Genomic DNA, 14,220 nt, shown 5'->3' with positions numbered 1-14,220 from the left:
ATGAAACTAATACGAAACTGTATCATCTGGATGGAGGGTCGATGTCAGTCGACGGGGCGCAGCTGTGGACGCTGAACCAGCGGCTGCTGGGCGTCGTGATGGATGCCTGCACGGGGAAGCTGGCCGAGCTCGGGTTGGAGACGAAGGAGTTCTTCGTCCTGGCCGAGGTGGAGGCATCGCCGTACCCGGCCGAGATCGCGACGGCGCTGCTGCTGCCCAAGGCGAGCGTGACGGTCTACGTCCGCAACCTCGTCGCCAAGGGCTTTGTCCGCCGCGAGATCGACGAGGCGGACCTGCGGCGTCACCGGCTCGTACTGACCGCTGAGGGCACAGAGGCACGGGATCGTGCACTTGCAGCCCTCGCGGCGGAGTACGACCGCAGACTGGCGAGGATCACTCCGCGGGACCGCACCGAGCTGCAGCGCATCCTTCAGGAGATGCTCTCGCCCGCATGAGTCCGTGGTCACGAGCGGTTCGCCTGCCCGGTGAACCCATGCTCGCCAGTGCTGTGACCGCGTACATTCGTTGGATCGTTCAGCCTGCGGTGGCGAGGGGGCGTCTGCCCCAGCGGATCCCTTTCTCGCTGCGGATGCGGGCGCGCTCCTTGCGTTCGGCGGCCAGGACATCGCGGTGGCGGGCGTTGGCGTTGCGCCAGCGGAGGTAGGCGCGCAGGACCCGTGTCTGCACAGTGTGGTTGGGGTAGTGCGAGTTCGCGATGGTGAACTGGCGAAGCGGTCCGAAGTGCGTCTCGATGGGGTTGGCCCACGAGGCGTAGGTCGGGGTGAAGCACAACTCGACCTTGTTCTTCTTCGCCCAGCGGCGGGTGTCGCTGCGCTTGTGGGCGGACAGGTTGTCCAGGATCGCGTAGATCGGGGCGCCGTCCGGGCGGGCGGTCCGGATCGACTTCAGCGCAGCCGGGGTGTTCGCGGCACCCTTCCCGCGGCGGTTGACGCCCCAGAGGGTGTCGTCGCCGATCGAGTGGCAACCGTGGAAGTACCGCACCCCGTGGGTGCGGTGGTGAGTCGCGGGATGCCGCTCGGGCCGGCCTTGCTCGGCCCAGCACGACCCGGCGGTGGGCCGGATGCCCAGGGGCCCGAACTCGTCGAACGCAAATACACGATCCGGGAAACGCTCCAGCACCTCCTCGATGCGGTCCAGCTTGGCGTCGCGCTCGGGGTCAGGCGACTCTTTCCACGTCTTGGTCCGCTGAAAGGTGACACCGCGGCGGGCGAGCAGGCACCGTAACGCCTCGCGGCCGATCCGGATGACACGGCCGTGCACTCTCCGCAGGTAGGCGGCGAGCTTGCGGATGGACCAGCGGGTGAAGGGCTGACCGAGCTTGCTCGGGCGGGTGGTGGCCGTCTGGATGACGAAGTCCTCGTCGTCGTCGCTGAGCAGGCGGGGACGGCCTCCCGCCCACCGAGGGTCCAAGCAGGCCAGGCCGATCTCATTGAACCGGTGGATCACGTCGCGGACGGTGTCCTCGTTGGCCTGCACCAGCTTCGCGATCACCGGCACCCGGTTTCCGCCGGCCGAGGCCAGCAGCATCATCGCGCGCCGGAACCGCACCGAACTGGTGCTGCCCCGGCGCACGATTTGCTGCAGCTTCTGCCCCTCCTGGTCGGTCAACCTGCGCACATGGACAAGCTCAGCCACTCCACCCCCAGCAATCGGATCGGACGTCACCGTGCATCCAACCGCCCGGACGACCGCCCCGGCGAACCTTCCCGGTCAGAGCACTAGGGGCCGGAGGCCGGAGGACCGGACGGGGCGGTCGCCGCGCCGGGCGGGCGGACGCGGCCGTCGCGTCCGGGACGGGCCCGCCGGACAGGGGCGTGGCGGCCGTCGCGCGGGGCGGGCTCCGCGGCGCCGGGCAGGGGCGCCGGGCAGGGGCGCGACGGCCGTCGCGCCGGGGCGGGGAAGCGCCGTTTGGTTCGTTGTCGGACCCAGGACCTAGTCTGTGCATCGTGACTTCGCCTGCATCGACGGACAGTGTTCCGCCCCAGCTCAGCGCGGGGCCGCGGCCCGCGCAGGGCCCGGCCGCCGACGAAGGACTGGCGCGGCGGCTGCGCGCGCTCGCCTGCACCGCGCCGCTGCACGATCTCGACGCGCGGAAGGTCAATCTGGCCGGCGAGTACTCGGTGTACGGCATGGCGGAGACGGCCCTCGCCGCCATCGACCTGATCACGCTGAACATGGACTTCGACACGGGCGCGGACCACGAGCAGATCGTGGCCCGGCTCGTCCCGCGCGTCGCCGCCCAGGCCCCGCAGCGGCCCGCCGCCGAGCACGAGCGCGTGGCCCGCTGGGTGCTGGAGAACCTGATCAACGTCGGCAGCGCCGACCGCGGCTTCCGCGCCGTGTACGGCACGTTCGAGCCGGACGGCACCTATGTGCGCCGCGACTACGACTTCAAGCTGATCGAGGAGGTCCCCGGCCCCGGCGGCACCGTCTACCTGCGCACGACGGACGAGGCGGTCAACGTCCTCGTCGGCGCCCTCGACACCGACGTCACCAGCGCGCAGATCGCCGCCGAGGTCAAACTGGAGGTGCTGATCAGCCGCGGTCGGCTCGCCGACGCGCAGCTCGCCGCCGAGCAGGCCCGCTACCGGACCGTGCAGTACTCGGAGACGCTGCGCAAGGCACTGGAGGCCACCCGGCGCAACGTCCGCGCGGTGGACTGGCTCAACGCCGTGCCCGACATGATCGCCGAGGCCCTCGACCACGTCGCCGACCGGTACCGCCACGAGAACGCGATCCTCACCAACATCCGCAAGGCCCGCGACGAGTCCGAGGACCCCGAGCACAAGCGCCGCGCGGCCGAGCTGGTGGACATCGTCAAGGACTGCATCCGCCGCCACACCCAACTGCAGTCCCGGCTGCTGGAGGCCGGACCCCTCTTCCGCGCCGAGCAGGACCGCCAGGCCTTCGCCGCACCCGCGGCGGCCTCGGCGATGGACCTGTACGGCCATCTCCTCGCCCCCGTGCTGCCGCTGCCCCTGGAGCAGGCGATCCGCGTCACCGACGCCTTCTTCGCGCACGGCACCGGGCTGCGCACACCGGTGTCCGTCCGGGTCGGCGACCTCGTCGACATCCTCCTGACCCCGCCGGTGGAACGGGAGCACCTGGGCGCCGAGATGCCGGAGCCCGACCTGATCGCCACACCGGACGACAGCCGCTTCAGCGAGGAGCAGCTGGCGGCCGCGACGGAACTCCTCGACCTGCCGGCCGACGCGCCCCGCCGGCTGTCCGGGCTGCTGGCCGAGGCGCGCGGACGGGACCCCGAGCTGCCGTACCTGGTGGCCCTGCTGGCGATCCACGCGGCCAGCCCGCCGGTCGGCACCGCCTATCGCCAGGGCGAGGAGAAACTGCTGTTCGCCGTGGACGACGGCACCGAGCTGGACGACCCCGAGTTCGGCGGCGCCGACCTCATCGTCGGCACGGCCCTGCTGGACGCGGCGGGCATGGCGGCGGACCGGACCGAGGCCGCATGAGCCGCACCAGCACGTACCAGCGACAGCGCAGCAAGGAGCACCGACCGTGACCGAGCACGCCGACCGGAGCGAACCGGAGACCGGCGCCGTACCGGCCCCCGCCGCCGTCACGCCCGCCGACGCCGCCGACGCCGCGCGGCTCGTCGCCTTCGGCCTCCAGCCCAAGCTGGCGCCCGCACGCGACCAGGAGTACGCGGACCTGCTGCGCCGCTACCGGGAGGACCCGGCGTTCGCGCGGCTCGCGGACGCCGTGGCCGCCGGGCTCGGGCTGGTCGTCCTGGAGGTGTCCCCGCGCGCGGGGATGGCCGTGACCGCCGCCGAGGACTCGGTGTTCGCCGTCCGCATGAGCGACTACGCGCGTCGCACCGCCGCCGACTCCGGCGACCGGTTCCTGCACGGGCTCGCCCACCTCGCCGTCGCCGCCCTGGCGTTCCCGCGCCCCGAGGACCTCGCCGACGACGGCTACATCGGCCGCGTCACGGTCAACGGCGTCGACGCCTTCGTCCGCCAGGCCTGCCGGCGGCTGGAGGAGCGGGCCGCCGAGCAGGGCGAGAACACCGACCCGGCCACCGACGCGCCCGGCCTGGAGGCCGCCTGGCGGATCTGGTCGAGGCGCAGCGCGACCGGCGCCACCAAGGACGCGCGCCGGCCGGCCTCCTCGACCACGGGCATCGTGGCCAAGGCGCTGGCCTTCCTCACCGACTCCGGGTTCCTGCAGCGCACCGGCGACGACAACGGCGGCACCTACCGCACCACGGCCCGCTACCAGCTCCAGGTGCGCGACATGGCGGGCAGCGCCGCCATGGCCGAGCTGCTGGAACTCGGCGTGGTCCCGGTGACCGACGGCACGCCGACCCTGCTGCCCCCCGACGACACCGACGACCTGGAGCTGGTGGCCGACGCCGGGCTGCCCTTCCACTCCTCCTGACCCTCCCGTCCCCCCGTTCCCCGCATCCCCGCCCGAAGAAGACTTACGAGAGTCCGCCATGTACGAGCTGTCCCGGGTCCGCCTCTACTCCATCGGGCCGGCCGGTGCGCGCTACGCCGACACCGTGCTCGACCTGCGCGGGGTGGGCGAGCCCGTGCCCGACCCCGCGCCCACCCAGGCGGAGTTCTTCGAGGAGGAGCCCGTCGGCCCGCCGCGCCGGCCCGCGCCCGCCGGGGTGCTCTTCCTGGAGAACGGCGGCGGCAAGTCCGTCCTGCTCAAACTGATCTTCTCGGTGATGCTGCCGGGCCACCGCAACACCCTCGGCGGCGCCAGCTCCGGTGTGCTGCGCAAGTTCCTGCTCGCCGACGACTGCGGGCACGTCGCCCTGGAGTGGCAGCACGTGCAGACCGGCGAGTGCGTCGTCGTCGGCAAGGTCAGCGAGTGGCGCGGACGCCAGGTCTCCAGCGACCCGCGGAAGTTCGCCGAGGCCTGGTACTCCTTCCGGCCCGGCCCCGGACTGTCCCTGGACAACCTGCCCGTCGCCGAGTCCACCGCCGTACGCCCGCCCGTCGAGGGCGCCTCGGGCGCGCAGGGACGCCGCCGCACCATGAAGGGCTTCCGGGACGCCCTCATGGAGGCCGGGAAGGCCTACCCGCACCTGGAGGTGCACTGGGAGGAGATCCACGAGCGCTGGACCGAGCACCTCGGCGAACTCGGCCTCGACCCCGAACTCTTCCGCTACCAGCGCGAGATGAACGCCGACGAGGGCGAGGCCGCCGGCCTGTTCGCGGTGAAGAAGGACTCCGACTTCACCGACCTGCTGCTGCGCGCCGTCACCGACACCCGCGACACCGACGGGCTCGCCGACCTGGTCAGCGGCTTCGGCAACAAGCTGGGCCGCCGCGCCGAGCTGATCGCCGAACGCGACTTCACCGCGGGGTCCGTCGACCTGCTCGGCCGGATCGTCGAGGCCGCCGGGGCCCGCACCCGCGCGCGGGACGTCCACGCCGCCGCCGAGCGCCGGACCAGGACCCTGGCGCGCCGCCTGTCCGCGCGCGGCGCCCGGGAGCGGGCACGGGCCGCCGACCTCGCGCAGCGCGTCACCGCCGCCGCGCACGCCGTCACGCACGCCGAGACGGCCCGGGAGCGCAGCGCGCTGATCGCCGCCGAACTCGCCTACCGGCACGCCTCGCTGGCGCTCGCCGCCGCGGAGAAGGCCGCCGCCGCGCAGAAGCGGGAGCTCGCCGACGCGCGCACCCTGTACTCCGCCTGGCAGGCCGCCGAGGCCGTCCTGCGCCACCGCGCCGCCGCCGACCGCGTCGCCCGGGTGTCCGCCGCGATCCAGGAGGCCGAGCGGGACGCGGCCCCCGCGCTGGCCGCCCGCGCCAGGGCCGCCGTCGACCTCGTCCGCGCCCTGCACGCCGCCGCGCGGGACGCCGAGCACCTCGCCAACGAGGAGGAGGAGCGGTCGGCCGCGCTGCAGCAGGCCGGCGAGGCCGCGTACCGGGACTCCACCGCCGCCGCCACCGAGGCGCAGCGGGCCCGCAGCGAGGCCGGGCATCTGCGGCAGCGCCTCGCCGAGGTCGAGCAGGAGACCGCCGAGGCGGTGCGCGCCGGCTGGCTCGACGACAGCGCGCCCGACGCCGACCCGGCCCGCGCCGCCCTCGCCGCCAGCGACGCCGAGAAGACGGCGGTCGCGGCCTGGGACACCGCCCGCGAGACGGCCCGCCGCGCCACGGAGCACGCCCGCGAGGCGGCCGCCGCCGAGACCCGGGCGGAACTGACGGCGGCGCGTGCGGCGGACGCCGCGATCGCCGCCGAGCGCGCCTACGACGGGGAGCGGCGTACGGCCGAGGCGCTGGCGGCGGAGGAGCGGCTGGTGGAGCTGCTGGGGCTGGCGGGCGCCGCGGGCGCGCCGGACCCCCGGACGGGCGACGACGACGCCTCCGGCGCCGAAGGCCCCCTCACCCCCGAGGAACTCGACCGCTTCGCCGACGACCTGCGCGAACTCCTCGACGACGCCGTGTCCGCCGCCGAACGGCAGCTGTTCGAGCTGCGCACGGCCGCAGCCGACGACGCCCGGATCCTCGGGGCGCTCGGCGACGGCGGGCTGCTGCCGCCCGGCCCGGACGTGCTGGCCACGGTCGAGTTCCTCGGCGAGCACGGCATCCCGGCGCTGCCCGGCTGGCGCTACCTCGCGCAGGCCGTCGACCCCGCCGACCACGCGCGGGTGCTGGCCGCCCGGCCCGAGCTGGTCGACGGCGTGATCATCACCGACCCGGACTCGCACGCGCGGGCCCGCGCGGCGCTGAGCGACGCCGCCCTGCTGCCGCGCTCCGCCGTCGCGGTCGGCACCGCCGCCGCCCTGCTCGCCCCGACCCCCGCCCCGGACGCCGGCGCCGACGACGTCTTCCTCGTACCGCCGAACCCCGCCATGCACGACGAACACGCCGCCGACGAGGAGCGGCAGGCGCTGCGCGCGCGGGCGGCCGAGCGGGACGAGGAGATCCGCACCCTCGCCGCGCGGCTCGGCAAGGACCGGGAACTGGCCGCGCGGCTCGCCTCCTGGCGCACCGGCTGCCCCGCGGGGCGGCTCGCCGAGCTGGCGCAGACCGCGCGCGAGGCACGGGCCTTCGCGCAGGAGACCGAGGCCGAGCTGGCCGAGGCGCGGACCGAGCGGGCCGAGGCCGAGGAGGCCGCCGCCGAGGCCGTACGGGTGCGGGACGAGCGGCAGGAGACCGCGCAGAAGGCCCGGCGCGCCGCCGACGCCCTCGCCGGGCTCGCCTTCCGGCTGCGCGAACGGGCCGGCTGGCAGGCCAGGCTGCGGGAGCTGGCCGACGAGGCGACCGAGGCGGAGGCCCGCGCCCAGGCCTGCCTGGAGCACGCCCGCGCCGCCGACGAGGACCGGCGGGCCGCCCAGCGCGCCGCCGACGACGCCCGCCGCACCGCGCGTGCGCTGCGCGCCGAGCGCTCCGAGATCGCGGGCGCCCCCGACGACGTGCCGCAGGACGGGACGGACGCCCCGAAGGCGTCCCTGCCCGCGCTCCGCGAGGCCTACCGGGCGGCCTCCCAGGTCTACGAGAAGGTCGGCGTCGGCGCCGACCTGCGGGCCGAGCAGGCCCGGGCGGAGAGCGACGAGAGCGCGGCGCGCGCGGAGCTGGACCGGCTCAGCAACAAGGTCCGCACCCGGGCGGAGCAGCTGCTGGAGTCCCCCGACGGGGCGGACGGGCCCTCCCGGCAGGCCGCCGCCGCGCGCGCGGAGGAACTGGTGCAGCTCCTGGAGACCCGGATGTCCAGCGCGAGCGAGCAGCTGGGCCGGCTGCGCGGCGAGGCGGAGCGGCTCGCGCCCGAGGACGGCGAGGCGCACACCGAGCTGCCCGAGGAGCTGGTGCCGCGTGACGCCGAGCACGCGCAGGCGCTGCTGCGCACGGCGACGGCCGAACTCGCCTCCCGCACCGAGGAGCTGGCCGGGGCCCGGGAGGCGCATGCCGAACTCCTCGAGGCCCACCGCGCCGCCGAGGACGCGGCCGGCGGCTTCGACGAGATCGCCGCGATGCTCCGCGACCTGCTGCGCGAGCAGGCCCCGGAGGAGGAGCGGGAGGAGCCCGAGCCCTACCCCGGCTCTCTGGAGGAGGCCCGGCGGTCCGCCGCCGAGGCCCGCCGGTCGCTGCGCGGCTGCGCCGCCGACCTGTCCGCCGCGGAGGCCGCCGTGCGGGAGGCCGGCGACGTGCTCGTCCGGCACGCCAACTCCACGCGCTACGAACAGGTCCGCACCCCCGCGCGGCAGCAGATCCGCGAGCTGCCCGCGGCCGCGCTGCCCGAGCACGCGCAGAAGTGGGCGGACGCCTTCGCGCCCCGGCTGCGGGTCCTGACGGACGAGCTGGCGCAGCTGGAACGCAACCGCGACTCGATCGTGGACCGGCTGCGGGGACTGGTCGAGTCGGCCCTCGCCACCCTGCGGTCGGCCCAGCGGCTGTCCCGGCTGCCCGAGGGGCTCGGCGAGTGGTCCGGGCAGGAGTTCCTGCGGATCCGCTTCGAGGAGCCCGACCAGGCCACGCTCACCGAGCGGCTCGGCGAGGTCATCGACGAGGCGACCCGCGCCGCCGTCAAGAAGAACTCCGACCTGCGGCGCGACGGCATGTCCCTGCTGCTGCGGGGCGTCGCCGCCGCCCTCCAGCCCAAGGGCGTCGCTGTGGAGATCCTCAAGCCGGACGCCGTGCTGCGCGCCGAGCGGGTGCCCGTCGGGCAGATGGGCGACGTGTTCTCCGGCGGGCAGCTGCTCACCGCGGCCATCGCCCTGTACTGCACGATGGCCGCGCTGCGCAGCAACGACCGGGGCCGCGACAGGCACCGGCACGCCGGCACGCTGTTCCTCGACAACCCGATCGGCCGCGCCAATGCCACGTACCTGCTGGAGCTCCAGCGGGCCGTCGCCGACGCGCTGGGCGTGCAACTGCTGTACACCACCGGCCTGTTCGACACCACCGCGCTCGCCGAGTTCCCCCTCGTCATCCGGTTGCGCAACGACGCGGACCTCAGGGCCGGGCTGAAGTACATCAGCGTGGAGGAACACCTCCGGCCGGGGCTGCCGCGGGAGATCCCGGCCGGGGAGGCGGTGCACAGCGAGATCACGGCGACCCGGATGTTCAGACGGCCCGCGTAGCCGTCGGGCGTCCTCCCGCGGCGGATCCGCGCACGGCACGCCGGCCGTCGTCGTGACGGCCGGGCGGCGCAGCGCCGGCGGACTCCGGGAGCACCTCGGCCGGCCGGGACGAGAGCACCCCGGGGCCGGTCAGGAAGCGGGCGCTCCCGGCGGGTCCGTGCCGCCGGGGTCCGCGACCGTCCCGGCCGCCGGTCCCCGGGAGCGCGGCCGCCGGGCGCCGGCTCCCGGGGACACGGCGCCCGGCGCCGGTCCTCACGAGTGCGACAGCTGGCCGGTGCCGCCCCGCCGCCGTATGCGCTCCTGGGCGCGTTCGGCGGCCCGCGCCCGGCGCCGGGCCCGGCGGCGTTCGCGCCGGAGGGCGCGCGCGGTGCTGCTCGGTGTCGAGACCACGCCGTTGCGCTGGTTCCACACCTGGCGTGTCACCCAGACGTCGAGCACGCCCCAGGTGGCCACCACCGTGCTGGCCACACTGCTGATCACCATCGGGAACGCCAGCCAGGATCCGGCCATCGTGCACAGGAAGGCCACCATGGCCTGGATCAGCGTCACCGCCACGACGAGCACGGCCCGCACCGCGGCCGTCCGCACCGGGTCGGGCAGCCGGCGCCGCCGCGCCGGCTCCTCCGTCCACAACGGCCGGCCGGGCGGCTGCTCCCCGCCGTCCCCGCCGGGCGCCGTCCCCGCCGCGTACGCCGCCGTCCCGCCGGCCGCGTCCGCCGGGAGCTCACGCGCGCCCACCGTCCCGCGTCCGGCCGCCGGGACGCCGGGCCCCCGCTGCGCCGCCGGCCGGACCGTCCCGCCGTCCCCGGGCGCCTCGCGCCGCTCCGCCGTGCCCATCACCGTGTCACTCCCCACCGCCGGCAGACCCCTCGCCCGCGTCCGAAGACCCGGCTCCCCAGTGGCTGCCCGGCTTGCGCTGTTCTACGCCGCCGGGACGCGGAATGCGGCTCCTGCCGCCGGTTCCGCCCCCGTCTCCCGTGGAGAAGGACGAACGGCGCGGCCCCAGGATTCCCGGGGAGCGAAAGAATCCGGCCAACTGCCCGAGCCCGCCGGGCCCATCCGTTCCCGCGGTCCTCGCCGGATCCGGGGGCAATCTCCCGCAATAGGCGGACAACTCCGCATACCCCGCCGCTGTGCGAAAGTTCATTCCCCGGATCTGCCTTCGAGCCGACCGGACTTCAGTAGTAGGCTCACGCCGTTTGTTGACGCACATGTGTACCCCCTGTCAGTGGGGGTCGAGCTGGGGGAGGCCATGCGCTTTCGCGGGAAGTCGATCCGCCGGAAGATCGTGGCGCTGCTTCTCGTGCCGCTGATGTCCCTGGCCGCGATCTGGGCGTTCACCACGGCGCTGACGGGGCGTGAGGTGGCCCAGCTCTGGCACGTGACGTCCCTGGTGGAGAAGATCGGTTATCCCGCCGAGGACGTCGTCCGCGCGTTGCAGCAGGAACGCCGCCAGACGCTCGTGTACCTCGCCGACCCCCGCGCGGCGGACGCGCTGTCCGCGCTGCGCGCCACCCGGACCGCCACCGACGAGGCGGTCGCCGGGATCCGGCGGAACGGGCAGGATCCCGACATCCGCGGGGGAGTGGACGAGGACGACGGGGAGCACCTCACCGCGGTCCTGGACACCCTGCAGGGCATCGACGAAGTGCGGCGCAGCGTCGAGGACGGCTCCGTCACCCGGGCCCAGGCCCTCGACCTGTACAACCGCCTCGTCGACCCGTGCTACGTCCTGCTCGCCTCCCTCGACGGCATCGACAGCGTCGAGATGGACAAGCAGAACCGCGCCCTCGTCAACCTGGCCCGCGCCCGCGAACTGCTCGCCCGCGAGGACGCCCTGCTCGGTTCCGCCCTCGTGGTCGGCGAGCTCTCCCGCGACGAGGTCCTGGACGTCTCCTACCTCGTCGCCCAGCGCAACCTGCTGTACGACGTCAGCCTGCCGGTCCTGCCGGCGGCCGAGCGCGAGCGCTACACCCGCTTCTGGAAGGGCGCCACCACCGCCCCCCTGCGCTCGGAGGAACAGGCCGTCATCTCCTCCGTCGGCTCCGAGCCCCCGCGCACGGTGACCGCCCGGAGCTGGGACGCCGCCGCCGAGAGCGTGCTCGGCGACCTGGCCGCGCTCAACGACCAGGCGAACGACCGCTACCAGGACCGGGTCCGCCCGGCCGCGATGTCCGTCATCACCAAGTCCGTCGTCGTCGGCGTCCTCGGCCTGCTCGCCCTGCTGTTCTCGCTCTTCCTGTCGGTGCGCGTCGGCCGCGGCCTCATCCGGGACCTGCGGCAGCTGCGCCTGGAGGCCCACGAGGCGTCCGGCGTCCGGCTGCCCAGCGTCATGCGCCGCCTCTCGGCCGGCGAACAGGTCGACGTGGAGACCGAGGTCCCGCGCCTGGAGTACGACAAGAACGAGATCGGCGAGGTCGGCCAGGCCCTCAACACCCTGCAGCGCGCCGCCGTCGAAGCCGCCGTCAAGCAGGCCGAACTGCGCGCCGGCGTCTCGGAGGTCTTCGTCAACCTCGCCCGGCGCAGCCAGGTCCTGCTGCACAAGCAGCTCACGCTGCTCGACGCCATGGAGCGCAGGACCGAGGACACCGCGGAACTCGCCGACCTGTTCCGCCTGGACCACCTGACCACCCGCATGCGCCGGCACGCCGAGGGCCTGGTGATCCTCTCCGGCGCCGCCCCCTCCCGGCAGTGGCGCAAGCCCGTCCAGCTGATGGACGTGGTGCGCGCCGCCGTCGCCGAGGTCGAGGACTACGAGCGCATCGAGGTCCGCCGCCTGCCGCGGATCGCCGTCACCGGCCCGGCGGTCGCGGACCTGACCCACCTCGTCGCCGAACTCCTGGAGAACGCCACGGTGTTCTCCCCGCCGCACACCGCCGTCCAGGTCGTGGGCGAGCGGGTCGCCAACGGCTTCACCCTGGAGATCCACGACCGGGGCCTCGGCATGGCGGCCGACGCCCTGCTGGACGCCAACCTCCGCCTCGCCGAGACACCCGAGTTCGAGCTGTCCGACACCGACCGGCTCGGCCTGTTCGTGGTCAGCCGGCTCGCCCAGCGGCAGAACGTCCGGGTCTCCCTGCAGCCCTCCCCGTACGGCGGCACCACCGCCGTCGTCTTCATCCCCGACACGCTGCTGACGGACGACGTCCCCGACACCAACGGCATCGGCTTCCGCCTCGACCGCCCCCAGCGCTCCACGGCGGGCGAACCGGACGACGGGCGCCGCGCCGGGCTCTCCCGGGTGCCCGGGCGGCTGCCGGGCCGCCTGCCCGCCGCGCCGCTGGACGGGCCCGTCGAACTGGAGGCCCCCGTCGACCTGGACGCCCTGGACGACTTCGCCGGCGACGGCGGCGGCCCGTCGCGTCCGCACCGCTCCCTCGCCCGCGCGCAGGACGAGCCGGCGGCCCGCGACGGCGAACAGCGCCACCAGGCGCCCGGGACCCGCGGCGGGGCCGGAACGGGGGACCGCCCGGGCGCCCCGGGCCCGCTGCCCCGCCCCCGCACCCCCAAGCTGGTCAGTTCGCACGGGCGCCCGGTCACCGAGCGCACCCGGCGGGAGCGGACCGGGGAGGAGCCCGCGGCCACCGGCCGCCCGGAGCCGGCGGCACTGCCTTCGCTGCCGGCCCGCCGCCGCGGCCAGGACGCCCCGGCCGGCCGGGACACGAGCGGGCACGAACCCGGGTCCGCTTCCCCGCCGGCCGCCCGTCGCGGCGGCGGGGAACCCCCGGCCGGCCCGGACGGCCCCGCCCGGCCCGCCGGCCCCGATCCGCGGGACGCCGAACCGGACGGTTCGGGCACGCGCTCGCTGCCCCGGCGCGTGCGGCAGGCCAGCCTGGCCCCCCAGCTGAGGCAGGGCCCCCGACGGCGCACCGAGGAGCGGGCCGGACCCGCCGAACGGGACGCCGACGAAGTACGCAGCCGTATGGCCTCGCTCCAGCGCGGCTGGCAGCGCGGCCGTGCAGAGAACGCCGCGGGCGACGACGCCCACAGCGGCACAGCACCACAAGGAACGACCAAGGGAGACGGTCGATGACCGCATCGAAGGCGACCGGCCAGACCGCGACCAAGTCCGGGGAGCTGAACTGGCTCCTCGACGATCTGGTGGACCGCGTCGCGAGCATCCGCAAGGCCGTCGTGCTCTCCGGAGACGGCCTGCCGACGGGCGCCTCGAAGGACCTGACCCAGGAGGACAGCGAGCACCTGGCCGCCGTCGCCTCCGGCTTCCACAGCCTCGCCAAGGGGGTGGGCCGCCACTTCGAGGCGGGCGACGTCCGGCAGACCGTCGTCGAGCTCGACGAGGCCTTCCTGTTCGTCACCGCCGCGGGCGACGGCAGCTGCCTCGCGGTCCTGGCCGACGCCGACGCGGACGTCGGCCAGGTCGCCTACGAGATGACCCTCCTCGTGAAGCGGGTCGGCGTGCATCTGGGCACCGCTCCGCGCACCGACCTGCCCTCGGGCGGGTAGTGGGATGACATGAGCGCTGACGGTCAGGGAAGAAGCCACTGGTTCGACGACGAGGCCGGACCGGTCGTCCGCCCGTACGCCATGACACGCGGCCGCACCACCAGCGCGGTCCAGCACCGCCTCGACCTGATCGCGGTGGTCGTCACGGAGCCCCACGCGGACGACCCGGAAGCCGACTCGACGCTGTCCCCGGAACACGTGGACATCGTCGAACTGTGCCGTCACACCCCGCAGTCGGTCGCCGAACTGGCCGCCGAACTCGACCTGCCGATCGGAGTGGTACGGGTCCTCGTCGGAGACCTCGTGGACGCCGGACTCGTCCACGTCAACCGGCCCGTGCCCCCGGCGGAACTGCCGGACGAGAGTATTCTGCGCGACGTGATCAACGGCCTCCGGGCGCTGTGAGCAGCGCGGAAGCGGGATACTGACGTGGCGGGCTGGCAGTTCCGGGCCGACGGAGGCGGCACCTCCGCCGGCACCGCCGCGCGCCGCCCGCCCGGACGCCCCGGCCGTCACCGGCGCGCCCGGCGTCCGGACCCACCGGAGCGGCTCACGGCCCACCGGCCCCGAAGTCTCCGGGCGGCGGCCGCCCGTCCGCCGCGCGGAGTCCGCGGCCCGGCCCGGCGGGGACGGCGCGGCGCACCGCATCCGGCGCCCGGGACCGCCCGCCC

The 14,220-nt window shown here is 75.2% G+C and carries 9 protein-coding genes; 7 read left to right on the top strand and 2 right to left on the bottom strand.

The features are described from left to right. Nucleotides 1-41: 41 nt before the first annotated feature. A complete protein-coding gene (locus ABD363_RS24620) occupies nucleotides 42-455 on the top strand; it encodes a MarR family winged helix-turn-helix transcriptional regulator (RefSeq protein WP_344607209.1) in 414 nt (137 codons plus the stop codon). Nucleotides 456-534: 79 nt separating this feature from the next. On the opposite strand, the gene ABD363_RS24615 is transcribed toward ABD363_RS24620, so the two are convergent. Next, entirely contained in the window at nucleotides 535-1,656 is a 1,122-nt protein-coding gene (locus tag ABD363_RS24615) for an IS630 family transposase (protein ID WP_344607207.1), read from the bottom strand. A 311-nt stretch (nucleotides 1,657-1,967) separates the two neighbouring features. On the opposite strand from ABD363_RS24615, the gene ABD363_RS24610 reads away from it, so the two are divergent. From ABD363_RS24610 to ABD363_RS24600, 3 genes are read left to right on the top strand one after another with little or no spacing between them, the layout of a single operon-like run. Further along, the gene (locus tag ABD363_RS24610; protein WP_344607205.1) at nucleotides 1,968-3,494 is read left to right on the top strand and encodes a hypothetical protein; all 1,527 of its coding nucleotides are present in this window, start codon (nucleotides 1,968-1,970) and stop codon (nucleotides 3,492-3,494) included. A gap of 46 nt (nucleotides 3,495-3,540) precedes the next feature. Continuing rightward, nucleotides 3,541-4,422, top strand: coding sequence for a hypothetical protein (locus ABD363_RS24605; protein WP_344607203.1), 882 nt, complete (start codon nucleotides 3,541-3,543; stop codon nucleotides 4,420-4,422). Nucleotides 4,423-4,480: 58 nt separating this feature from the next. After that, nucleotides 4,481-9,085 (top strand): coiled-coil domain-containing protein, encoded by a 4,605-nt coding sequence (locus ABD363_RS24600; RefSeq protein WP_344607201.1) that lies wholly within the window; start codon nucleotides 4,481-4,483, stop codon nucleotides 9,083-9,085. Between the two features lie 252 nt (nucleotides 9,086-9,337). On the opposite strand, the gene ABD363_RS24595 is transcribed toward ABD363_RS24600, so the two are convergent. Beyond that, a complete protein-coding gene (locus ABD363_RS24595; protein ID WP_344607299.1) occupies nucleotides 9,338-9,922 on the bottom strand; it encodes a hypothetical protein in 585 nt (194 codons plus the stop codon). A gap of 415 nt (nucleotides 9,923-10,337) precedes the next feature. On the opposite strand from ABD363_RS24595, the gene ABD363_RS24590 reads away from it, so the two are divergent. The 3 genes from ABD363_RS24590 to ABD363_RS24580 are packed head-to-tail and all read left to right on the top strand — an operon-like array spanning nucleotide 10,338 to nucleotide 13,954. Beyond that, nucleotides 10,338-13,118: a nitrate- and nitrite sensing domain-containing protein gene (locus tag ABD363_RS24590; RefSeq protein ID WP_344607297.1), complete on the top strand. Its 2,781-nt coding sequence runs from the start codon at nucleotides 10,338-10,340 to the stop codon at nucleotides 13,116-13,118. Beyond that, on the top strand, nucleotides 13,115-13,549 hold the full coding sequence (locus ABD363_RS24585; RefSeq protein ID WP_344607199.1) for a roadblock/LC7 domain-containing protein: 435 nt from the start codon (nucleotides 13,115-13,117) through the stop codon (nucleotides 13,547-13,549). Before ABD363_RS24590 ends, ABD363_RS24585 begins: the two co-directional genes overlap by 4 nt. A 9-nt stretch (nucleotides 13,550-13,558) precedes the next feature. Next, nucleotides 13,559-13,954 carry a DUF742 domain-containing protein gene (locus tag ABD363_RS24580; protein ID WP_344607197.1) on the top strand — a complete coding sequence of 132 codons (396 nt, stop codon included), beginning with the start codon at nucleotides 13,559-13,561 and terminating at the stop codon, nucleotides 13,952-13,954. The last annotated feature ends 266 nt before the right edge of the window (nucleotides 13,955-14,220 follow it).

The organism is Streptomyces glaucus (assembly GCF_039533365.1).
Lineage (GTDB): Bacteria > Actinomycetota > Actinomycetes > Streptomycetales > Streptomycetaceae > Streptomyces > Streptomyces glaucus.
Note: the sequence above shows the minus strand (reverse complement) of the source record. Positions and strands in the feature narration are given on the sequence as shown.